Below are 24,271 nucleotides of genomic sequence, written 5' to 3'. Positions count from 1 at the left end.
GCCCCACACACTTTGGCCGGGCCCCCGATCGGGGGCCCGGCCAAAGTGTGTTCCGGTCAACTGCCGTTCGCCGACAGGCCCTAGGCCTTCAGCGTGTTCAGGCACATCAGGAGCGTGCGCGCCTGGACGCTGACGTAGTGGCTGTACTGGGCGAGCGCGGCCAGCTGGTCGCGCGAGACCCAGCGGAAACCGGGCCGGGCGGCCAGCGGCGCCTCGCTCTCGTCGGCCTCCACGACCAGATAGCGGCTGACCGCGTCCAGGAAGCGGCCGCCCTCCTCGGAGTGCAGCGCGGAGTAGCGGATCCGGGACGGGTCGGCGTTCGTCACCAGGTCGAGGAACGGCGGCTGCTCCGCGGCCGGCAGATGCGCGTAATTGCCCGGCGTGGCCTGGACGGTGGGGCCCAGCTCCGCGTCCAGGAAACCGCCCTCGGCACGGGCGCCCACCAGCACGTGCGGTACGCCCTCGATGGTGCGGGTCACGAAGGCGGTGACGCCCTGGCCGCGTGGTTCGAACAGCGGCTGCGTCCACTGGCCGACCTCGCGGTTGCCGGCCTGCACGGCGACGGCCACCACACGGAAGTACCGGTCGTGCTCGTGCTCGACCGTGTGCGTGCCGCGCGTCCAGGCCGGTATGCCGGACAGCGGGACGCGCTCCCCGCGGATCGGGGTCACCGAGCGCTGCGCGGCGAGCCAGGACAGCAGCTCCGTGTCGGAGTGCAGGGCGTCGGACGCGCTGGTGCCGTAGAGCCCGGCGAGCGCCGAACGGGCGTCCATGTTCACCGTGTTGTCGTGGCCCAGGAGCTCATGGATCTGGCCCAGCGTGAGCCAGCGGAAGTCCTCGTGCTCCGGGACCGGGCCGACCGCCTCGACGACCATGTTGCGGTTGCGCTTGCGGTGGAACCACGAACCGTGCTCGGACTGCAGCACGTCCGACAGGACCCGTCCCTTGGCCGGATCGGTGAAGTACTCCAGATACCGGACGGCCGCGCCTTTGTGGACCTGCGTGTAATTGCTGTACGTGGCCTGCACGGTGGGGGACAGCTGCAGCAGCTCCGGGTTGCCGGGCTCCATCTTGGCCTGCATCAGGAAGTGCAGCACCCCGTCGAACTCCCGGGCCAGGATGCCCAGGATGCCGACCTCCGGCTGCACGATGATGGGCTGGTGCCACTCGACGCGGGCGGGCGGCTCGCCGACACCGACGCGCAGCCCCTCCACGGTGAAGAAGCGCCCGCTGCGGTGCACGAGGTTCCCGGTGTCCGGGGCGAACGACCAGCCGTCGAGCTCGTCGAAGGGGATGCGGTCCACCGAGAACCGCACCTCCTCGCGGCGCCGGTGCAGCCAGTCGCGGATCTCCTCCGCTGACTCGCCGGTCAGCGCCGCCGCCGACCGGGCGACCCGGTCGGCGAGCGCGGCGTCCTGCCGGGCCTTGAGCCCCGGCCGCACCGGCGCGCCTCCCGACGCGCTCATCGGTGGGCCGCCACGAACTCGGTGACGGACTCGACGACGTAATCGATCATCTCGTCGGTGAGGCCGGGGTACACGCCGACCCAGAAGGTGTGCTCGGTGACCAGATCGCTGTTGGTGAGGGTGCCCGAGACCCGGAACTCCCGGTTGGCGTACGCCGGGTGGCGGGTCAGGTTCCCCGCGAACAGGCGGCGCGTGCCGATCTTCCGGCTCTCCAGGAAGTCCACCAGCTCCGAGCGGTGGAAGGGCGCGTCGGGGTCCACGGTGATGACGAAGCCGAACCAGCTCGGGTCGCTGCCCGGCGTGGCCTCCGGAAGCAGCAGCCACGGGACGTCCGCGAGGCCCTCGCGCAGCCGCCGCCAGTTGCGCCGGCGCGCCGCGCAGAACTCGTCGAGCTTCTCCAGCTGGGTCAGGCCGAGCGCCGCCTGGAGGTCGGTCGCCTTCAGGTTGTAACCCACGTGCGAGAAGATGTACTTGTGGTCGTAGCCGGCCGGCAGCGTCCCCATCTGGTAGCCGAACCGCTTGCGGCAGGTGTCGCTCTCGCCCGGCTCGCACCAGCAGTCCCGGCCCCAGTCCCGCAGCGACTCCACGATCCGGGCGAGCGCCAGGTTCGAGGTGAGCACACAGCCGCCCTCGCCCATGGTGAGGTGGTGCGCCGGATAGAAGCTGACGGTGGTGAGGTCGCCGAAGGTCCCGACGAGCTGCCCCTTGTACGTGGTGCCGACCGCGTCGCAGGTGTCCTCGATCAGCAACAGGTCGTGTTCTTCGGCCAGTTGCGCCACCTCCGCGACCTCGAAGGGGTTGCCGAGCGCGTGCGCGACGATGATCGCGCGGGTGCGCGGGCCGATGGCCTTCTCGATGCGCTCCGCGGTGGTGTTGTACGTGTGCAGGTCGATGTCCACGAAGACCGGGACGAGACCGTTCTGCAGGATCGGGTTGACGGTGGTGGGGAAGCCCGCGGCCACCGTGATCACCTCGTCGCCCGGCTTGAGCCTGCGGTCCCCGAGCTGCGGCGAGGTGAGGGCGGTGACCGCGAGGAGGTTCGCGGACGAGCCCGAGTTGGTCAGATGCGCCTTGCGCCGCTTCATCCTGCGGGCGAAGGACGACTCGAACTTGCGCGACGACTTGCCCGCCGCGATCCGCATGCCGAGGGCGGCCTCCACGAGCGCCGCCCGGTCCTCCTCGTCGAGCACCGCTCCGGACGGCCAGATCTCCGTGACGCCGGGGACGAACCCCCGGTCGTCCTGGATGTCCTGATGGTATTTGCGCACCTCGTCGAGGATGTGCGCGGCCCGTTCACTCATCTGCTGTCCTTCCTTCGGCCGTCGGCCGTCCCGGAGTTGAGACCTGCGGCACGGCGGGTCCCGGCGCCCCCGCTGCCGTGAGGAGATCGCGTACCGAGTCCGTCAGGGACCGGTGTGGTGCCCAGCCGAGCAGCCGCCGCGCCCGCGTGACGTCCAGGCGCTGCCACAGGGCGTCGGAGCGGTTCGGCTGTCCGGACCGCTCCTCCTGTACGCGGACCGAGCGGCCGCTGGTCGAGATCATGAGGTCGACGAGCTCGCGGACCGGGACGGTCTCGCCCCGTGCGATGTTGATGACCGGTCCCGTCGCGGCGAGCGCCGACTCGGGGATGCCGGCCGCCGCGACGATGGCGTCGGCGACGTCCCGCACGTCCACCACGTCGCGGTGGGCGACCAGCGGGGCGAGCCGCAGCTCGTCGTGGCCGGCCGCGAGGCGGGCGGCCACCATCCCGGGCAGGCTGCCCACGGGTGCGCCGGGTCCCCATGAGACGGAGACGCGCAGCACCACCCCGTCGACCTTCCGTTCCCGGACGGCACGCAGGACGGTGCGGGTGCCCGCCAGTTTGGTGCGGCCGTACACGGTCGTCGGTTCCTGCGGCCAGTCCTCGTCGATCACGTCGTCGGGGCCGGCCGGACCGTACTCGTGGGTGCTGCCGAGCTGGATGAGGCGTGGCCGGCCCGGCAGGGCGGCCACGGCATCCGTGAGCCGCTCCACGAAGCGGTCGTTGAGCGCGGTCATCTGCTGCTCGGTGCCGCTCCAGACCGCGCCCACGGCGTTCACCACGACCCGCGCCCCTGATTCGGCGCACAGGCGGGTGAGTTCGGCGGTGTCGGCGGCCTCGACGTCGAGGCGGATGTCCGTGCCGTCGTCCCGCGAACCCCGGCTGACCCGGACGACCCGGGCGCCGGTCGCGGCGAACGCGGCGCAGATGTGCCGCCCCAGGTAGCCCGTCGCACCCAGTACGAGGACCGATCGCTCGGTCGCCACCTGGATCCCTGCCATCCGGTCCTCCCACTCTGTAGGCGGTCCACACGAACCGGTACGGCGAGTCTTGGCCGCGTGGCTAAAGCCGGTCTAGGGCCGGTCTTTCGCGGTGCGCGGCCGGAGAAGACCAGTCCAAGGTCGGCTTAAGGCGGGTCGGCCACCGTCTTCGATGTCCCGGTGTCTACAGAGGAGTTGTGCGCCATGCGCGTCCTGTTCGTGACCTGGCCCTGGCGGACCCACTACCAGCCCATCGCGCCGTTGGGCTGGGCCCTGCAGACGGCCGGGCACGAGGTGCGGATCGCCAGCGGTCCTGAGCTGACCGACGTCATCACCAAGTCGGGCCTGACCGCGGTTCCGGTCGGCTCCGACGTGCCCGTCCTGCAGAAGCTGGGCGAGATGTTCAGCGAGGAGCACCAGGCGATCGTCGACGCCCTGGAGAAGCTCGGCCCCCGCGACGACCTCCTCTTCGAGTTCGCCGCGAACAGCGAGGAGAAGCTCACCTGGGACCGCATGCGGTGGCTGACCCGGTATCTCACCGAGATCCTCAAGGGCATGAACGAGTCGATGATCGAGGACCTCGTCGAGTACGCCCGCTGGTGGAAGCCCGACCTGGTGATCTGGGACTGGCTGAGCCCCGCCGGCTCGATCGCGGCCACCGCGATCGGCGCGCCGCACGCGCGCATCCGCATCGAGATCGACGTCGACGCCCGGTTCCGGCGGAAGTTCGTGGAGCTGCGGGAGCAGCAGGCCCCCGAGGACCGCGAGGACGCGCTCGCGGACTGGCTGGGCGAGTGGGCGCGGAAGTACGGTGCCTCGTTCTCCGAGGAGATGGTGACGGGGCAGTTCACCGTCGAGCAGATGATCGGCTCGCTGCGCATCGAGTCGGACGTGCCCCACGTCCCGCTCCGGCTCATCCCCTACAACGGGCCCGCCGCCGTGCCGGACTGGACCCGCAGCGACCCGGAGAAGCGTCGTGTCCTCGCCACCTTCGGGGTGAGCCAGGAGAAGGGCGAGGAGTACCAGGCCTTCTCCGTCGAGCAGTTGCAGGAGATGCTCGACTCCCTCGCCGACCTCGACATCGAGCTCGTCGTGACGCTGCCCGAGTCGCTCCAGAAGGAGATCGAGCGGGTCCCCGCCAACACCCGCATGGTGGATTTCGTGCCGCTGCACGTCATCATCCCGTCGTGCTCGGCGGTGATCCACCACGGGGGAGTGCCCGCGTTCCTGGACGCCATCGCCCACGAGGTGCCGCAGCTGATGGTCGGCCGGGTCGTCCCCGACATCGAGGACCGTGCCGCGCGTGCCGAGGAGGCCGGCGTCGCCCAGTGGATCCCGGCGACGGAGATCAGCGGGTCACGGATCCGCGAGGAGCTGGTGCGGCTCCTCGAGGACCCGTCGTACCGGGAGGCCGCCGGACGGCTGCGCGAGGAGATGCTCGCCATGCCGACGCCCGCCGAGGTGGTCGTGGAGCTGGAGCGGCGGGTGGCCAAGAGCGCCGGCTAGGTCCTGTCCGGCGGTTCGGCCCTGGGCCGGCTGGAACAGCCCAGGGCCCGCTGGAACAGACCAAGGCCCGCTTAAGACGGGTCGGCGAGGGTTTTACAGGTCGCGGAGTCTGATGAAGCCGCGGAGTCTACGGAGGAGTTGCCCCCTATGCGCGTCCTGCTAGTGACCATCCCCTGGCGCAGTCACCTGCACCTCGTCGCGTCGACGGGCTGGGCCCTGCAGACGGCCGGGCACGAGGTGCGTGTCGCCAGCGGGCCCGAGCTGACCGACGTCATCACCAGCTCCGGCCTGACCGCCGTCCCCGTCGGCTCCGACGAGCCCATCATGGCGAAACTGGAGGCTCTCCAGGACGCGGAGGTCCTCGCGAAGGTCGAGGAACTCGCCGCGAGCGGCGACCTGTTGACCGACATGTCGGAGAACCGCCCGGAGGAACTCACCTGGGAGCGGCTGCGCTGGGCGTACCGGATGTACCGCAAGACCCACGCGGCCATGAACGACTCGATGGTCGAGGATCTCGTCGAGTACGCCCGCTGGTGGCAGCCCGACCTGGTGATCTGGGACTGGCTGAGCTACGCCGGCTCGATCGCCGCCACCGCGGTGGGCGCACCGCACGCGCGCATGCCGATCGGGCTCAACGTGGAGGCCCAGATGCGGGCGAACTACCTGCGCGTGCGGGCGCAGCAGCCCGAGCAGGACCGTGAGGACCCGCTGGGGGAGTGGCTCGGCGAGTGGGCCGGGAAGTACGGCAAGCCGTTCTCCGAGGAGATGGCGACCGGTCACTTCACCATCGACCAGATGCTGGGCTCCATGGTCCTGGAATCGGAGGTTCCGCATTTCCCGGTCGGCTACGTCCCGTACAACGGACCCTCCGTCGTGCCGGACTGGACCCGCAGCGACCCCGGCAAGCCGCGCGTCCTCGCCACCTTCGGGGTGAGCCTGGAGCACGCGGAGCGGCACCAGGCCCTGACCGTCGAGCAGTTGCAGGGCATGCTGGATTCCGTCGCCGACCTCGACATCGAGCTGGTGCTCACGCTGCCCGAGTCGCTCCAGAAGGCGCTCGACCGGGTCCCCGCCAACACGCGCATGGTGGAGTTCGTGCCGCTGCACGTCATCATCCCGTCGTGCTCCGCAGTGCTGCACCACGGGGGAATCGGGCCGTTCCTGGACTCCATCGCCCATGACGTGCCGCAGATGATGGTGAGCCGGGTGCTTCCGGACATCGGTGAGCGCGGACCGCGCCTGGAGGCGGCGGGCGCCGGCCTGTGGATCCCGGGGGACGACCCCGAGGAGCTGAGCGGGCCGCGGATCCGGGAACACCTGGTGCGGCTCCTGGACGAGCCCGGCTTCCGGGAGGGCGCCGGACGACTGCGTGCGGAGCTGGCCGCCCAGCCGGCGCCCGCCGAGGCGGTGCGGGAACTGGAACTGCTCGCCGACCGGCACCGCCCCCGCCGATGACCCTCATCCGTCCATCAGGATGGCCCGCTGGATGTCCTGGAGCGCGGGGCCCGGCTCGACGCCGAGCTCCTCGCGCAGGGTCCGGCGGGCCCGCTGGTACACGAGCAGCGCGTCGCCCCGGCACTCGCTGCGGTGCAGGGCCTGCATGAGCTGCCGGTGAAACGCCTCCCGCAGCGGATGCTCCGTGCTGAGCAGATAGAGGTCGCTGACCAGCTCGCGATGGTGCCCGAGGGTCATCCGGGCGTCCATCAGGCTCTCCATGCACTCCAGTTGGGCCTCGTTGAGCCAAGTGCGGAAGCCCTGGAGGATCGGCCCGTGCCCGGCGTCGGCGAGCAGCGGCCCGCGGCAGAGCGCGAGCGCGCCCTCGAAGCTGAGCACCGCCGCCTCCTGGGCGCCGTTCCTGAGCTGGGCGCGGCCCTCCTTCATCAGCCGCGTGAAGTCGTGCAGGTCGAGCCCGTCCGAGCCCAGCGACAGCATGTAGCCGGGGGGTTTGGTCAGGACCGGGCTCTGAGCTGTCCCGGCCCGCCGGAGCAGCTTGCGGATCTGGGAGATGTAGACGTAGAGGCCCGCCGTCGCACTGCGCGGCGGCTCCTCCCCCCAGATCTCCCTGATGAGCTGGTCCGCGCTGACGACCTGCTCGGAGCGGACGACCAGCGCGGCCAGCAGGATCTCCACCTTCTGCGCCTTGACGGTCTGCACGCCCTCCTCGTCGATGACGCGGAGCTGCCCCAGAATCTCGTATCGCACGCTGTGAACTCCCATTTCCTGGAAAGACGTCCGTCAGGACCGGGTGCAATTGGATGTCGGCCCGGCCTTTGGAATTCAGCAGATGAATAAAAGCCGTAACGGAATCGCAGGGCTCGATCAAGGAATTCGAGGCGCTCGGGTCCAAGAGACTTGGTAATTGGCGTCGAGCCGTGACCGGTGCCGCACTCGGGCTGGGGCCGAACATACCTCAGATGGGCCGGTGGTGAAGCGGCCATAGGCGGTGCTCGGCGTCCCGTTGACGGGACAGTCAGGACACCCGGCCGGACATTGACAGGCCGCCGGGTCCACGTGCTTACCTAATGGCTCCGCGACCGTGATCAGATTCTTTGACCGACATTCCTGAGACTTACGCGAGGTCTTCCTCGGGAAGTTGTCGCGCCCGGTCCCGTGACGTCGCCGAGCCGGCGCGCAGTCGAAATGAACAGGAGTGCCGAGCAATGATCCCACTGTCCTTCGCGCAGCGCCGTCTGTGGTTCATCGACAAGTTCGAGGGACCCTCGGCGACATACAACGTGCCCTTCCTCGTCAGGTTGACGGGCGAGCCGGACACCGCCGCGCTGACGGCGGCGGTCCGTGACGTGGTCGGCCGGCACGAGAGTCTGCGCACCCTGATCGTCGAGGACGCCGACGGCGTCGCCGCCCAGCAGGTGGTCCCCGCCGACGAACTCCGCCTGGACGTGCCGCTGGTCGACGTGGCCCCCGAGGATCTTGACGCGGCGGTACGCGCCGCGGCCGCCCACACGTTCACGCTGGCCGCCGAGATACCCGTACGCGCCACCCTGTTCCGCGCGGGGCCGCGCGAGCACCGACTGCTGCTCCTGGTCCACCACATCGCCGCCGACGGCGAGTCCATCGAGCCGCTCGCGCGCGACCTGGGCACCGCCTACACCGCGCGGCTGCGGGGCCAGGCACCCGACTGGACCGAACTTCCCGTCCAGTACATCGACTACACGATGTGGCAGCGCGAACTGCTCGGCGACGAGAAGGACCCCGAGAGCGTTCTCGCCACCCAGCTCGACTACTGGCGCGAGGCCCTCGCCGGTGTGCCGCAGCCGCTGCGGCTGCCCACCGACCGGCCGCGCCCGCCGGCCGCGAGCCACCGCGGCGACGTCGTCGACCGCGCCGTCGACGCGGAGCTGCTCGGCCGGGTCGAGGAGCTGGCCCGGCGCGCCGGGGTGTCGACGCCGATGGTGTTCCAGGCCGCGCTCGCGGTGCTCCTGCAGCAGCTCGGCGCGGGCGACGACATCGCGATCGGCTCCACCATCGCGGGCCGCAGGGACGCCGACCTCACCGACCTGGTGGGCTTCTTCGTCAACACCTGGGTGCTGCGCACCGACCTGTCGGGGACCCCGAGCTTCGAGCAGGTCCTCGACCAGGTGCAGCACAAGGCGCTGACCGCGTACGACAACCAGGACGCGCCGTTCGAGCGGCTCGTGGAGGCGCTCAACCCCGAGCGCTCCAGCGCCTACCACCCGCTGTTCCAGGTCATGTTCACCTGGTCGACGCGGGCCCGGCTCGAGTTCGACCTGCCCGGTGGGGTGCACGCGCACGTCGCCCCGCTGTGGACGTCGATGGCCAAGTTCGACCTGGAGTTCAGCTTCTTCGACGAGCCCGGCGAGCCGGGCCTCGCGATCTATCTGGAGTACGCGACCGAGCTGTTCGACCGAGGCACGGCCGAGGCCCTCGTGGAGCGCCTCGTCCGCCTCGTCGGCCAGCTGGTCGACGTGCCGTCGCGGGCCGTCGCGCTCTCGGACGTCCTGGAGGCCGGCGAGCGCGACCTCGTCCTGCGCGCCTTCAACGCCACCGACGCCGACACCCCCGACGAGAGCATCGTCGGCCTGATAGGGCGTCAGACGGCGGCGACGCCGGACGCGACCGCGCTGATCGACGGCGATGTCGAGCTGACGTACGCGGAGCTGGACGCGCGTGCGCGGTGCCTCGCCCGTGAACTGGCCGGGCGCGGAGTCGGCCCCGAGACCCTCGTGGGCCTCGCCCTGCCCCGCTCGGCGGATCTGATCGTCGGCATGCTCGGCATCTGGAAGGCCGGCGCCGCGTATCTGCCGATCGACCCCAAGTACCCCAGTTCGCGCCTGGACTACATCCTGTCCGACGCACGCCCGCGGCTGATCCTCACCACGGCGCAGACGGCCGGAGTGCTCCCGGCGTCGGACGTGCCGAGCCTGTTCGTCGAGGACGTCGACCTCACCCATGAGGCGGGGGCCGATGCGCCGTCCCCTGCGCTCCCCGCGAACGCCGCGTACGTGATGTACACCTCGGGCTCGACCGGCCTGCCGAAGGGCGTGACGATCACCCACCGCGACGTCGTCAACGGCGTGCTGCGTCTTGCCGATTCGGTCGGCATCGGCGCGGGCACGCTGGTCCTCGCGGGCACCTCCGTCAACTTCGACGTGTCCGTCTTCGAGACCGTGACCACCCTGGCGGCGGGCGGCACCCTCGACGTGGTCCGCGACGTCCTCGTCATCGGCGAGCGCGGCGGCTGGAGCGGCGGCGTCATCAGCACCGTCCCCTCGGTCTTCGCCGAACTCCTCGACCAGGTGGGCGGGAAGATCCGTGCCGAGGCGGTCGTCTTCGCCGGTGAGGCGCTGCCCGCGGCGCTGGTGGAGCGGGTCCGCGAGGTGATCCCGGGCGCGCGCGTGATCAACGCCTACGGCCAGACCGAGTCGTTCTACGCCACCACCTTCACCGCCGACGAGCGGTGGACCGGCACGTCCAGCGCCCCCATCGGCGCCCCCCTGGGCAATATGCGGACCTACGTGCTCGGCCCCGGACTGCGCCCGGTGCCGCCCGGTGTGGTGGGCGAGCTGTACGTCGCGGGCAACGTGGCGCGCGGCTACCTCGGCAAGGCCCGGCTGACCGCCGAGCGGTTCGTCGCCGACCCCTACGGCCCGGCCGGTGCGCGGATGTACCGCACCGGCGACCTCGCCCGCTGGACCGCCGACGGCACGCTGGAGTACGTCGGGCGTGACGACGCACAGGTCAAGGTGCGCGGATTCCGCATCGAGCCGGGCGAGGTGGAGGCGGCGCTGACCGCGCACCCCGGAGTCGCGCAGGCCGTGGTGGTGACCCGGCGGCACCAGGGCCGCGCCCAGCTCGTCGGCTATGTGGTGCCCACCGACATGTGGGACTCCGGTTCCGGTGCCGTGGACAGCATCGGCGACCTGGACGTCGACCTGACGGCCACCGTCTCCGCGCGCGACCTGCGCGGCTTCGTCTCGGGCCGGCTCCCCGAGTTCATGGTCCCCTCGGTGTTCGTGGTGCTCGACCGGCTGCCGCTGGCCCCCAACGGCAAGCTGGACCACAAGGCGCTGCCCGAGCCGGAGTTCACCGGCTCCGCCTACCGCGCCCCGAGCACCCCGGCCGAGGACGTGCTCGCCGCCGTCTACGCCGAGGTGCTCGGCCTGGACCGGGTCGGCGTGGACGACGACTTCTTCGCCGTGGGCGGCGACAGCATCCGCTCCATCCAGGTCGTCTCCCGCGCCCGCGCGCAGGGCGTCGAGGTCACCCCGCGGCAGATCTTCGAGTGCCGCACCGTGGCCGAACTCTCCCTGGCCGCCGGGCTAGGCGGTCAGGCGGGAGTGGCCCTGACGGAGCTGCCGGGCGGCGGCACCGGCTTCATGCCGCTGCTGCCCATCGGCCACTACCTGCGCGAACTGGGCGGTGACATCGACCGGTTCACCATGTCGATGACCGTCGACCTGCCCGCCGGCATCGACCGGGACGGACTGGTGGCCACCCTGTCGGCGGCCTTCGACCGGCACGACATCCTGCGCTCCAGACTCGTCACCGGCGAGCAGCCCGGCCTGGAGGTGACCGCACCCGGCACCGTGGACGTGGCCCCTCTCGTCCACCGCGTCACGGGCGACGGCACCTGGGGCGAGGACTGGCGGGAGCAGGCGAAGGCCGAACTCGGGGCCGCGGTCGGCCGGTTGGACTCCGCGGCCGGCGTGATGGCGCAGTTCGTGTGGTTCGACGCGGGCACCGAGACGCCCGGCCGCCTGACCATCCTCCTCCACCACTTCGCCGTGGACGGGGTCTCCTGGCGCATCCTGCTGCCCGACCTCGCCGCCGCCTGGCGCCAGGTCCGCGACGGGGCCACCCCGAAGCTGCCCGACGTCGCCACCTCCGTACGCCGCTGGGCGCACGCCCTGACCGAGGCCGCCGCCGGCGAGCGCACCGCCGAACTCGCCCTGTGGCGGCAGATCGTGTCCGGCCCCGACCCGGACCTGGGCGCCCGCCCCTTCGACCCGGCGCTCGACACCATGGCCACCGTCGAGCAGGTCTCCCTGGAGCTGCCGACGGACGCCACCCAGGCGCTCCTGACCACCCTGCCCGCCGCCTTCCGCGGCGGCGTCAACGACGGGCTGCTCACCGCGCTCGCCCTCGCCGTCGCCCAGTGGCGCAGACGGCGCGGCATCAGCGAGTCCTCCGCGCTGATCCGCCTGGAGGGCCACGGCCGCGAGGAGTCCGTCGCCCCCGGCGCCGACCTCTCGCGCACCATGGGCTGGTTCACCGGCATGCACCCGGTCCGCCTCGACGTGGCCGGAGTCGACCTCGACCAGGCCATCGCGGGCGGCGCGTCCGCCTCAGCCGCCGTCAAGGCCGTCAAGGAACAGCTGCTCGCCGTCCCCGACAAGGGCGTCGGCTACGGCCTGCTGCGCCACCTCAACGCCGAGACCGCGGCGGTCCTCGCGGGGCACGGCTCCGGGCAGATCACCTTCAACTACCTGGGCCGCTACACCGGTTCGGCCAATATGCCGCAGGACCTGCGCGGCCTCGGCTTCACCCAGGTCGAGGGCACCACCCTGCTCGTGGCCGACCTCGACGACGCGATGCCCGCCCTCGCCACACTGGCCGTCAGCGCCTACGTCACCGACACCGACGCGGGGCCGCGCCTCGACGCCACGCTGGACTTCCCCACGGGGCTGCTCGGCGCGGACGAGGTCCGGGAACTCGCCGAGCTGTGGCGCGCCGCCCTGGAGGGCCTCGCGCTGCATGCCGGGCAGCCGGACGCGGGCGGCCTCACGCCCTCGGACGTCCCCCTCGTCACGGTGGGCCAGAGCGAGCTGGACGGCTGGCGGGAGCGGTACCCGAACCTCACCGACGTCTGGCCGCTGACCGCGATGCAGGAGGGACTGCTCTTCCACACCGAGCTGGCGGGCGCCGCCTTCGACGCCTACCAGATGCAGTTCGTCTTCCACCTCGCCGGTGCCGTCGAGCCGGGGCGGCTGCGGGCCGCCGGGCAGGCGCTGCTCGACCGCTACCCCAACCTGCGGGCCGCGTTCGGCACGGACGGCGCGGGCGACCGCGTACAGATCATCCGTGGCGGTGTCGAACTCCCTTGGCGGGAAGTGGACTTGAGCGACCGGCCCGCGACGGTACGGGACGCGGAGCTGAAGGCGTTCCTCGCCGCCGAGCACGGCACCCGCTTCGACCCCGCCGAGCCGCCGCTCGTGCGGCTCTCGCTGATCAAGCTCGCCGACGACCGCTGGGAGCTGGTCCTCACCGCCCACCACGTCCTCTTCGACGGCTGGTCGGTGCCTCTCCTGATGCAGGACCTGATGCGCCTGTACGGCTCGGCCGGTGACGCGACCGCCCTCGGCCGGGCGCGCACCTACCGCGACTTCCTCGCCTGGCTCTCCCGCCAGGACCACGAGGCGACCGCCCGGGCCTGGGAGCACGAGCTGGCCGGCGTCGACGAACCCACGCTGCTGCTCCCCGACGCCCCCGCCGACGGCCGGTCCTCCGGCGCCGGACAGCTGGACGTGCCGCTCACCGCCGAGCAGTCCCGCGCGCTCACCCGGCGCGCGAGCGAGCTGGGGCTGACCCTCAACACCCTGGTCCAGGGCGCGTGGGGCATGCTCCTCGCCGGGCTCACCGGGCGCCGCGACGTGGTGTTCGGCGCCACCGTCTCCGGACGTCCGCCGCAGGTCACGGGCGTCGACGAGATGGTCGGCATGTTCATCAACACCGTTCCCGTACGCGTGGACTGCGCACCCGGCGACGGACTCGGCACCATCCTCGGCCGCCTCCAGGACCGGCAGAGCACGCTCCTCGACCATCACCACCACGGCCTGCTCGAGATGCACCGGGCCACCGGGCTGCGCGCCCTGTTCGACACGGTCGTGGTCTTCGAGTCGTACCCCATCGACGGCGCCGCGCTGAGCGAGGCGTACTCCGCCGCGGGGATCTCCGTGACCGGGCTCAGCCCGCTCAGCAGCACCCACTATCCGCTGGTGGTGATGGCCTTCGCCGAGCCCCACCTCAAGGTCAGCCTCCAGTACCAGCACCACCTCATCGACGCCGAGCGGACGGCCGCCGTCGCCCGGCGCTTCGGCCGCATCCTCGCCCTGCTCGCCGAGGACCCGCGGACGCCGCTCAGCCGCGTGGACCTCCTGGAGCCCGCCGAGCGCGCCCGGTTCCTCACCGACGTCAACGACACCGCGGCCCAGACCCCCGAGCTGACCGTCCACGGCCTGTTCGAGCGGCAGGCGGCGAAGACGCCGGACAAGACCGCGGTGACGTACGACGAAGTGGCGTACACCTACGCCGAGTTGAACGCCCGCGCCGACCGTGTCGCCCGCGTCCTCGCCGACCGGGGCGTCGGCCCGGAGACCGTCGTCGGTCTCGCGCTGCCCCGCTCGGCCGACCTGGTCACCGGCATCCTCGGCATCCTGAAGGCGGGCGGCGCCTATCTGCCGATCGACCCCAAGTACCCGAGCAACCGCCTCGACCACATCCTCGGCAGCGCCCGGCCGCAGCTGGTCCTCACCGACGCCGACACGGTCGGAGTGCTCCCGGAGACGGACGTCCCGACGCTGTTCCTGGGCGACGTGGACCTGGGCGGCATGGACCTCGGCGACGTGGACCTCGCCCCTGGGGACACGACCGTCCCGCCGGCCGCTCAGCCGCGCCCGCAGAACGCGGCGTACGTGATGTACACGTCCGGCTCCACCGGCACCCCCAAGGGCGTCGTGATCAGCCACGCCAACGTCGTCAACGGCGTGACGCGGCTGGCCGAACGGGTCGGCGTGGACGCGGAGACCCGGATGTTCGCGGGCACCTCCGTCAACTTCGACGTGTCCGTCTTCGAGACAATCACGACCCTCGCGCAGGGCGGCACCGTCGACATCGTCCGGGACGCCCTCGTGCTCGCCGAACGCGAGTCGGTGACGGCGAGCGTCATCAGCACGGTCCCGTCGGTCTTCGCCGAACTGGGCGCCCGCATGGCCGACATCGCGGGACTGCGGACCGTCGTCTTCGCCGGTGAGGCCCTGCCCGCCACACTCGTCGACCGCATCCGCGAGACGCTGCCCGACGTGCGCGTCGTCAACGCCTACGGCCAGACCGAGTCGTTCTACGCCACCACGTACACCGTGCGGCAGGACCAGGACCCGCAGGCCGTCGACAGCACCCCGATCGGTACGCCGCTCGGCAACATGCGCACCTACATCCTCGGTCCGGGCCTCGCGCCCGTACCGCCGGGCGTCGTCGGTGAGCTGTACGTCGCCGGGAACATCGCCCGCGGCTATCTGGGCCGCGCCGCGCTGACCGCCGAGCGCTTCGTCGCCGACCCGTACGGGCCGCCCGGCGCCCGCATGTACCGCACCGGCGACCTCGCCCGCTGGACCCCCGACGGGCAGCTCGAATACGTCGGCCGCGACGACGACCAGGTCAAGATCCGCGGCGTCCGCGTCGAGCCCGCCGAGGTCGAACGCGCCCTGACCGCGCACCCCGGAGTCGCCCAGGCCGTCGTCGTCGCCCGGACCGCCGAAGGCTCCGGCGACAAGCAGCTCGTCGCGTACGTCGTGCCGGTGGCCGGACAGGACGGCGACGCGCTCGCCGGTTCACTCCGCGGCCATCTCCAGGAGCAGCTGCCCGCGCATCTGGTGCCCGCCGCCGTCGCCGCGATCGACTCCGTGCCGCTCGCCGCCAACGGCAAGCTCGACCGCAGGGCGCTGCCCGCACCGGACTTCGCCGCGGCCGCCGCGGGCCGGGCCCCGCGCACCGCACAGGAAGAGCTGCTGTGCGAACTGTTCGCCGAGGTCCTGCACGTGGAGCGGGTCGGCATCGACGACGACTTCTTCGCCCTCGGCGGCCACTCGATCATGGCGACCAAGCTCGTCAACCGCATCCGCGTCGCGCTGCGCACCGAGGTGGAGCTGCGCACGCTCTTCGCCCACCCGACCGTCGCCGGACTCGTCCCGCACCTGGACGGCGCCGCCGGCGCCCGCGCCCCGCTGGCCCCGCCGGAGCGGCGGCCGGAGAAGCTCCCGCTCTCCTTCTCCCAGCAACGCCTCTGGTTCCTGCACAAGTTCGAGGGCCACGCGGCGACCTACAACATGCCGCTCATCCTGCGGCTCAGCGGCGCACTCGACGTACGCGCCCTGGAAGAGACCGTCAACGACATCGTCACCCGGCACGAGATCCTGCGCACCGTCTACCGCGAGGTCGAGGGCAAGCCCCACCAGCACGTCCTCGGCCCGGAGAAGGCCCGCATCGGACTGCCCGTGCGGCAGGTCGCCGACGAGGCGGCGCTCGCCGACGCCATCACCGCCGCCGCCCGCCACCCCTTCGACATCGCCGCCGAGATCCCGCTGAAGGCCGCCCTGCTCGGCGTCGGCCCCGACGAGCACGACGAGCACGTCCTGGTACTGGTGATCCACCACATCGCGGCCGACGGCTGGTCCGCGACGCCGCTCGCCAAGGACCTGGCCACCGCCTACGCCTCCCGCGTCCGGGGCGAGGCTCCCCGGTGGAGCCCGCTGCCGCTCCAGTACGCCGACTACGCGCTGTGGCAGCAGCGGCTCCTGGGCGACGACAACGACCCGGACAGCCTGTTCAGCAAGCAGTACCGCTACTGGTCCCGGCAGCTCGCCCGGCTGCCCGAGACGGTCACCATCCCCGGCGACCGGCCGCGCCCCGCGGAACTCGACCGCAGCGGCGACCTGCTGGAGTTCACCCTGGACGGCACCCTCCACGAGGGCATCGCCGGCCTCGCCAAGGCCACCGGCACCACGCCGTTCATGGTCCTGCAGGCCACCATGGCCGCCCTGCTCACCCGGCTCGGCGTGGGCACCGACATCGCGCTCGGCAGCGGCATCGCGGGCCGCGTCGACGAGAACCTGAACGACCTGATCGGCCTCTTCGTCAACGTCCAGGTGATGCGCACCGACACCTCCGGCGACCCGACGTTCACCGAACTCCTCGGCCAGGCACGCCGCACCAGCCTCGCCGCCTACACCCACCAGGACATCCCCTTCGAGGCCCTGGTGGAGAAGCTCAACCCGGAGCGCTCGGCCTCGGTCAACCCGCTCTTCCAGATAGCCCTGATCCTCCAGAACACCGAGGACAAGGACTTCGAGCTGCCCGGCCTGCGCGTGGTCAGCGAGGGCGTCGGCACCGGCACCTCCCGGTACGACCTCACGCTGAGCCTGAGCGAGACGTTCGCCGACCGCACCACGCCCGCCGGCGTCCACATCGCCGCCGAGTACTCCACTGAACTCTTCGACGCCGCCACCATCGAGGCGCTCATCGCCCGCTGGGAGCGGCTCCTCGCCGCCGCCGTCGCCGACCCCGCCCAGCGCATCGGCGACGCCGACCTGCTCACCGCCGAGGAGCGCAGCGCGCTGCTCACGGCCGAGCAGCAGGCCGAGCGGACCGTGCCGGTGGCCACCTTCCCCGAGCTGTTCCGCGCACGGCTGCGGCAGGCTCCCGAGGCCCTGGCCGTCGAATCGGCCGACGAGGCATGGACGTACGAGGAACTGGACGCGCGGGCCAACCGGATCGCGCACTGGCTGACCGCCCGGGGCATCGGCCCCGAGCAGTCGGTCGGCGTGGCCGTCCCGCGCTGCGCCGACCAGGTCGCCGTGGCCCTCGGCGTCTTCAAGGCGGGCGCCGCCTATCTGCCCGTCAACCTCGACTACCCGGCCGACCGCATCCTGTTCCTGCTCGACGACGCCGCCCCCGCCGTGCTGCTCACCACCGAGGGCGCCGCCGGCGAGCTGCCGCAGGGCCTGACCACCGAGGCCGTCGCCATCGACACCCCCGAGGTGCGGGCCGCCTGGCGGGACTGCCCGGCCACCGACCCGGAGACCGAGCTGAGCCCCGACCACCCGGCGTACGTCATCTTCACCTCGGGCTCGACGGGCCTGCCCAAGGGCGTCACCGTCACCCACGCGGGCATCGCGGCTCTCGGCGCCACCACCGAGGAGCGCCTCGCGCTGACCCCGGACGCCCGCGTCCTCCAGGTCGCGGCGCCCAGCTTCGACGCCGCCTTCTGGGAGCTGGTGCAGACCCTCACCACCGGCGCCACCCTGGTCATCCCGGCCGAACAGCGCGTCGTGGGCGACGACTTGGCCCGCACCCTCGCCGAGCGCGCCGTCACCCATGTGATGCTGCCGCCCAGCGTGCTCGCCGCGCTCCCGGCCGACGCCCCGCGCACCCTGACCGGGCTGCGCACCGTCACCGTCGGCGGCGAGGCCTGCCCGCCCGCCCTGGTCGCCGCCTGGGCGCCCGGACGCCGCTTCGTGAACGCCTACGGGCCCACCGAGACCACCGTCTGCGGCGCCATCAGCGCCCCCCTCACCACCGACCACACGCCCATCGGCACCGCCGTCGCCGACAACCGGGTGCGCGTCCTGGACGAGCGGCTCGCCCCGGTCCCGCCCGGCACCCCCGGGGAGCTGTACATCGCGGGGCCCAGCCTGGCCCGCGGCTACCTCAACCGCCACGCGCTGACCGCCGAACGCTTCGTCGCCGACCCGTACGGCCCGCCCGGCGCCCGCATGTACCGCACCGGCGACATCGTCCGGCAGGGCGCCGACGGACAGCTCGACTACGTCGGCCGCAGCGACGACCAGGTCAAGATCAACGGCCTGCGCATCGAGCCCGGCGAGATCGCCGCGACCCTCGGCAGGCACCCCGGCGTCGCCCAGGCCGTCGTCACCGTCCACGAGAACAAGGACGGCGACCGGCGCCTGGTGGGCTACGCGGTGCCCGTACGGGACGGCGGGCGCGCCCCCGACGCGGACGACCTGCGCACGTTCCTCACCGAGCGGCTCCCCGAGTTCATGGTGCCCTCGCTGTGCATGGTCCTCGACAGCCTGCCGCTGACCCCCAACGGCAAGCTCGACAAGGCCGCCCTGCCCGAGCCCGAGGCCACCGCCGGCACCTACCGGGCACCGCGCACCGACGCGGAGAAGAAGCTCGCCGCGATCTACGCCGAGATCCTGGAGCAGGACCGGGTCGGCGTCGACGACGACTTCTTCGCCCTCGGCGGCGACAGCATCCGCTCCATCCAGGTCGTCTCCCGCGCCCGAGCCCAGGGCATCAAGGTCACCCCGCGGCTGATGTTCAAGCACCGCACGGTCGCGGCACTCGCCGAGGCCGCCGCCGTCGGCGACCAGAGCGGCCCCGCCCGCCGGGAGCCCGCGGGCGGCGGCGTCGGCTGGATGCCCCTGCTGCCCGTCGTACGGCAGATGAGCGACCACGTCGGCGGCTACGACGGATTCGTGATGTCGATGGTCGTGGACCTGCCGGCCGGCATCGACGAGAGCGCCCTGGTGGCCACCCTCACCGCGGTCGTCGACCACCACGACATGCTCCGCTCCCGGTTCCGCGTCCGCGCGGGGGAGCCCGGCCTGGAGACCGCCAAGCCCGGCACCGTCGACGTGGCCGCGCTGCTGCGGCGCAGGCGCTGCGCGGGCGACTGGCAGGACCCCGACTGGCGGCGCGAGACGAAGGCAGTGGTGGACGCCGCCGCCCGCGAACTCGACTCGGCCACCGGCCAGATGGCGCGCTTCGTCTGGTGCGACGCGGGCCCCGACACCTCGGGACGGCTGATCCTCGTCCTGCACCACCTGGCCGTCGACGGCGTCTCCTGGCGCATCCTGCTGCCCGACCTCGCCCAGGCCTGGGACGCGGTCCGTCAGGGCCGCAGCCCGCGCCTCACCCCCGTGCCCACCACGATGCGCCGCTGGTCGCACGGCCTGGTGGAGGCGGCGGCGGCACCCGAGCGGGTCGCCGAACTCGCCGTATGGCAGAAGGTGCTGGACGGTCCGGATCCGCTGCTCGGCTCCCGCGCCCTCGACCCGGCCGTCGACGTCCGGGACACCGTGGAGACGGTGCGGATCACCCTGGAGCCCGAGGTCACCGAGGCGCTCCTGACGACGCTGCCCGCCGCCTTCCACAGCGGCGTCAACGACGGACTGCTCACCGCGCTCGCCCTCGCCATGGCCAAGTGGCGCCGGGCACGCGGCATCGAGGAGTCCTCGGCCCTGATCCGCCTCGAGGGCCACGGCCGCGAGGAGGCCGCGGTCCCCGGCACCGACATCACCCGCACGGTCGGCTGGTTCACCAGCGTCTACCCCGTCCGCCTCGACATCGGCGGCCTCGACCTCGACGAGGCCATCGCGGGCGGCCGGCTCGCGGGCAGCGCCGTCAAGACCGTCAAGGAGCAGCTGCACACCATCCCCGACAAGGGCATCGGCTACGGCCTGCTCCGCCACCTCAACCCCAGGACCGCCGAGACGCTCAAGCCGCACGGCGACGGTCAGGTCTCCTTCAACTACCTCGGCCGGTTCGGCTCCGCCGCCCAGGCCGAGGAGTCCGCGGGCACGGGCTGGACGATCTCCGACGACCTGGACGAGCTCGCCCCCGACCTGACGACCCCGGCCTTGGCCGCCGTCGACATCACCGCGTACGCCGTCGAGACCCCGCAGGGCCCCCGGCTCACCGCCGGGATCGCCTTCCCCACCGGGCTGCTCGGCCACGACGAGGTGCGGGAGTTCGCCGACCTGTGGCGCACCGCCCTCGAAGGCCTGGCCCGGCATGTCGCCGAGCCGGGCGCGGGCGGCCTCACCCCGTCGGACGTGCCGCTGGTCGACGTGCGCCAGCGGGACCTGGAGGTGTGGGAGGAGCAGTACCCGGGCACGGTCGACGTCTGGCCGCTGACCTCCATGCAGTCCGGGCTGCTCTTCCAGAGCCAGCTGGCCGGCGCCGAATTCGACGCCTATCAGGTGCAGTTGGCGTTCCATCTGACCGGACACGTGGACCCGGAGCGGATGCGCGCGGCCGGCCAGGCCGTGCTCGACCGCTACGACAGCCTGCGCACCGCCTTCGTCGGCACCGAGTCCGGCGAGCAGGTGCAGGTGCTGCTCGACCGCGTCGAACTGCCCTGGCGGTTCCACGACTGGAGCGAACTGACGGAGGACGGACAGGACACGGCGCTGCGCGAGCTGCTTGCCGAGGACCAGTCCACGCACTTCGACCTGACCGCCCCGCCGATGCTCCGGCTGACCCTGGCCCGGCGCGCGGCCGACCGCCATGAACTGGTCCTCACCGTCCACCACATCGTGTACGACGGCTGGTCGGGCCCCCTCGTGCTGCACGACCTGCTGCGCCTGTACGAGACCGGCGGCGACGCCGAGCGGCTCGGCAGGGCCCGCCCCTACCGCGACTTCCTGGACTGGCTCGCGGCCCAGGACCGCGAGGTGGCGGCCCGCGCCTGGACGGCTGAGCTGGATGGCGTCGACGAGCCGACCCTGGTGGCCCCGCAGATCCGGCAGGAGAGCAGCGGCAACCACCGGCACGTCGAGGTCGGCCTCGACCAGGAGACGGCACGCCTGCTCACCCGGCGCGCGACGGAACTCGGCATCACCCTCAACACCCTGGTGCAGGGCGCCTGGTCGCTGCTGCTCGCCGGACAGACCGGGCGGCAGGACGTGGTGTTCGGCGCCACGGTCTCCGGCCGGCCGCCGCAGGTGACCGGCGTCGACGAGATGGTGGGCCTGTTCATCAACACGCTGCCGGTACGGGTCCGCCCGACGCCCGGCCAGAGCCTGGCCGACCTGCTGCGCGACCTGCAGGAGCGGCAGGCGGCGCTGATGGACCATCACCACTTCGGGCTCGCCGAGATCCACCAGGCGACCGGGCTCGTCACCCTCTTCGACTCCGTGGTGGTCTTCGAGTCCTACCCGGCGGACGAGGAAGGCCTCGACGCCTCGCAGAGCACCGCCGGCATCACCATCTCGGGCATCGACGCCGAGGCGACCGTGCACTACCCGCTGGGCCTGCTCGCCGAGGCCGACCCGGATCTGCGGCTGACCGTCGGATACCAGGACCACGCCGTCGACGACCCGACCGCGCACCGGCTCGCGGACCGCCTCGCGCGGATCCTCGGGCACATCGCGGCGGACCCCGGGACCCCGGTGGGCCTGGTCGACGTGGTCGAACCGGCCGAACGCGAGCGGCTGCTCGGCGAGTTCAACGACTTCGCCACCGAGGTCCCCGAGACCACCGTGGCCCAGTCGTTCGCCCGTCAGGCCGCGCAGAGCCCCGACGCGGTCGCCGTGGTCTTCGGCGACGTCTCGCTGACGTACGCGGAACTGGACGCACGGGCCAACCGGCTCGCGCGGGTCCTCGCGGCACGGGGCGTGCGCCAGGAGTCGGTGGTGGGCCTCGCCCTGCCGCGCTCCGAGGAGTACGTCGTGGCCGTGCTCGCCGTGCTCAAGGCGGGCGGCACCTATCTGCCCGTCGACCCGGACTACCCCGCCGAGCGGCTCGCGTTCATGCTGGCCGACGCCGCCCCCACGGTCCTGGTGACCGACGAGAAGATCACGGCGGGGCTGCCCGAGAGCAACTGCCCGCAGCTGATCGTCGACGAGCCCGGCACCGCCGACGAGATCGCCGCGGCCCCGGCGACACCGCCGGCCGCGGCCCGGTCCGGACACCCGGACCAGCTCGCCTACGTGATGTACACCTCCGGGTCCACGGGCCGGCCCAAGGGCGTGGGCATCACCCACCGCTCCGTGGTGGTCCTGGTCGCCGACCGGTGCTTCGGAGAGGGCCGCCACGAGCGGGTCCTCATGCACAACACCCAGGCCTTCGACACCTCCACCTACGAGCTGTGGGTGCCGCTGCTGCGCGGCGGGACCATCGTCATCCCGCCACCCGGACGCCTGGACCCGGCCGGTCTCACCCGGGCGATCACCGAACACGGGGTGACCGGTCTGGCCATGACGGCGGGCCTGTTCATGGCGCTCGCCGAGGAGACCCCCGGCGCGTTCGACGGGGCACGCCAGGTGTGGACGGTCGGCGACGTGGTCACCCCGGCCGCCCTGGAACGGGTGCTGCGCGCCTGCGCGGGCCTGTCCGTGGTGAACGGATACGGCCCGACCGAGACCACCGCAGCCACCTCGATGCACGCCATGACGGCCCCGGAGCAACTCGGCGAGACCGTGCCGATCGGGCACCCGATGGACAACACCCGCCTGTACGTCCTCGACACGGCCCTGCGACCGGTGCCGGCCGGGGTCCCCGGCGAGCTGTACGTCGCCGGCGAACGGCTGGCCCGCGGCTATCTGGGCCGCCCCGGACTGACCGCGGAGCGCTTCGTGGCCTGCCCCTTCGGCACCCCCGGCGAGCGCATGTACCGCACCGGTGACATGGTCACCTGGACCGACGAGGGCCGCCTCGTCTTCCAGGGCCGGGCCGACAACCAGGTCAAGATCCGCGGGTTCCGCATCGAGCCCGGCGAGATCGAGGCGCTGCTGTCCACCCACGCCGGCGTCGCCCAGGCCGTGGTCGTCGCACGGGACCACAGGACCGCCGGGAAGCGCCTGTTCGCGTACGTCACGTCGGCCGCCGCCGACGGGCCGGACGCCGAAGAGCTGCGCTCCTTCACCGCACGGCGGCTGCCGGAGCACATGGTGCCGTCCGCGTTCATGGTCCTGGAGGCCATGCCGCTGGCCGCCACCGGAAAGGTGGACCGCAAGGCCCTGCCGGCGCCCGAACTGACCGGCGGCGCCGCCTACCGGGCCCCGCGCACACCGCAGGAGGAACTCCTCGCGGGCGTGTTCGCTCAGATCCTCGGGGTCGAACGGGCCGGCATCGACGACAACTTCTTCGACCTCGGCGGCCACTCGCTGCTCGCCACCAAGCTGATCAGCCGGATCCGCACGGTGCTGGGCGTCGAGATGCCGATCCGCCTGGTGTTCCAGGCGCCGACCGTCGCGGAACTCGCGGCGCTGCTCACCGGGGACGCCGAAGTCACCGCAGACAGCGACCCGTTCGGTGTCGTCCTGCCGCTGCGCACCGGCGGGCCCAAGGCGCCGGTCTGGTTCATCCACCCGGGATTCGGCCTGTGCTGGTCCTACCTGGGCATGGCCGGCCAGCTCGGCGACCGGCCGGTCTACGGCATCCAGGCCCGCGGCTTCGACGGCGCACCGCTGCCGGAGAGTTTCGCGGCGATGGTCCTCGACTACACGGAGCAGATCCTCTCCGTGCAGCCGGACGGCCCCTTCCAGCTGGCGGGGCACTCCCTGGGCGGTCCGCTCGCCCACGCGATCGGCGCCGAACTCCAGCGCCGCGGGCACGAGGTGCCGCTCGTCGCGCTCCTGGACGCCGTACCGGGCAGCTGGTTCGCGCGGCAGAAGGAGGCGCATCTCGACCGGTCGGAGGCGCGCGACTTCCTGGAGGGCTACCTCCCGGGCGACGCGGACGACGCGGACCGCAGGACCGTCGTCGACAACGGCGCCGCCGTCATGGTCGAACACAGCGAACTGGCCAAGGAGTTCACCCAGCCCACCTACCGCGGCACCGTGCTGTTCTTCAACGCCGCGCAGAGCCCCGAGGCGCGGCCCGGTCTGTGGGACCCGCACATCGAGGGCGAGCTGCACACGTACGACATCGACGCCACGCACTTCGGACTGACCGCGCCCAAGCCGGCGGCCGAGATCTGCACCCTCATCAACCGACACCTCCGGGACTAGGAGAAA

The 24,271-nt window shown here is 72.3% G+C and carries 7 protein-coding genes; 3 read left to right on the top strand and 4 right to left on the bottom strand.

Going from position 1 to position 24,271, the window contains the following annotated elements:
- Positions 1-80 precede the first annotated feature (80 nt).
- The 3 genes from ACIBKX_RS30245 to ACIBKX_RS30235 are packed head-to-tail and all read right to left on the bottom strand — an operon-like array spanning position 81 to position 3,767.
- The gene (locus ACIBKX_RS30245; RefSeq protein WP_363275136.1) at positions 81-1,466 is read right to left on the bottom strand and encodes an NDP-hexose 2,3-dehydratase family protein; all 1,386 of its coding nucleotides are present in this window, start codon (positions 1,464-1,466) and stop codon (positions 81-83) included.
- On the bottom strand, positions 1,463-2,767 hold the full coding sequence (gene rfbH, locus ACIBKX_RS30240; protein WP_399376491.1) for a lipopolysaccharide biosynthesis protein RfbH: 1,305 nt from the start codon (positions 2,765-2,767) through the stop codon (positions 1,463-1,465). Before rfbH ends, ACIBKX_RS30245 begins: the two co-directional genes overlap by 4 nt.
- Complete coding sequence (locus ACIBKX_RS30235) at positions 2,760-3,767, bottom strand: NAD(P)-dependent oxidoreductase (protein ID WP_363275135.1); 1,008 nt, start codon at positions 3,765-3,767, stop codon at positions 2,760-2,762. The genes rfbH and ACIBKX_RS30235 overlap by 8 nt, the downstream gene beginning before the upstream one ends.
- Before the next feature lie 183 nt (positions 3,768-3,950).
- Between ACIBKX_RS30235 and ACIBKX_RS30230 the strand changes: the two genes are divergently transcribed.
- Together ACIBKX_RS30230 and ACIBKX_RS30225 are read left to right on the top strand one after the other, a co-directional pair.
- Positions 3,951-5,252, top strand: a complete 1,302-nt coding sequence (locus ACIBKX_RS30230) for an activator-dependent family glycosyltransferase (RefSeq protein ID WP_363275133.1) — start codon at positions 3,951-3,953, stop codon at positions 5,250-5,252.
- 147 nt (positions 5,253-5,399) lie between these two features.
- The gene (locus ACIBKX_RS30225) at positions 5,400-6,707 is read left to right on the top strand and encodes an activator-dependent family glycosyltransferase (RefSeq protein ID WP_363275132.1); all 1,308 of its coding nucleotides are present in this window, start codon (positions 5,400-5,402) and stop codon (positions 6,705-6,707) included.
- A 3-nt stretch (positions 6,708-6,710) separates the two neighbouring features.
- On the opposite strand, the gene ACIBKX_RS30220 is transcribed toward ACIBKX_RS30225, so the two are convergent.
- The gene (locus ACIBKX_RS30220) at positions 6,711-7,454 is read right to left on the bottom strand and encodes an AfsR/SARP family transcriptional regulator (RefSeq protein ID WP_363275130.1); all 744 of its coding nucleotides are present in this window, start codon (positions 7,452-7,454) and stop codon (positions 6,711-6,713) included.
- A gap of 458 nt (positions 7,455-7,912) precedes the next feature.
- Between ACIBKX_RS30220 and ACIBKX_RS30215 the strand changes: the two genes are divergently transcribed.
- Positions 7,913-24,265: an amino acid adenylation domain-containing protein gene (locus ACIBKX_RS30215; RefSeq protein ID WP_363275129.1), complete on the top strand. Its 16,353-nt coding sequence runs from the start codon at positions 7,913-7,915 to the stop codon at positions 24,263-24,265.
- Positions 24,266-24,271 lie beyond the last annotated feature (6 nt).

The organism is Streptomyces sp. NPDC050658, assembly GCF_044457025.1.
Lineage (GTDB): Bacteria > Actinomycetota > Actinomycetes > Streptomycetales > Streptomycetaceae > Streptomyces.
This window is presented reverse-complemented; position numbering and strand designations above follow the sequence as displayed.

What these genes read in the sequence shown, in the direction of transcription:
- ACIBKX_RS30245 (WP_363275136.1), bottom strand. Translation starts at nt 1,466, where the DNA reads ATGAGCGCGTCGGGAGGCGCGCCGGTGCGGCCGGGGCTCAAGGCCCGG.
- rfbH (WP_399376491.1), bottom strand. Translation starts at nt 2,767, where the DNA reads ATGAGTGAACGGGCCGCGCACATCCTCGACGAGGTGCGCAAATACCAT.
- ACIBKX_RS30235 (WP_363275135.1), bottom strand. Translation starts at nt 3,767, where the DNA reads ATGGCAGGGATCCAGGTGGCGACCGAGCGATCGGTCCTCGTACTGGGT.
- ACIBKX_RS30230 (WP_363275133.1), top strand. Translation starts at nt 3,951, where the DNA reads ATGCGCGTCCTGTTCGTGACCTGGCCCTGGCGGACCCACTACCAGCCC.
- ACIBKX_RS30225 (WP_363275132.1), top strand. Translation starts at nt 5,400, where the DNA reads ATGCGCGTCCTGCTAGTGACCATCCCCTGGCGCAGTCACCTGCACCTC.
- ACIBKX_RS30215 (WP_363275129.1), top strand. Translation starts at nt 7,913, where the DNA reads ATGATCCCACTGTCCTTCGCGCAGCGCCGTCTGTGGTTCATCGACAAG.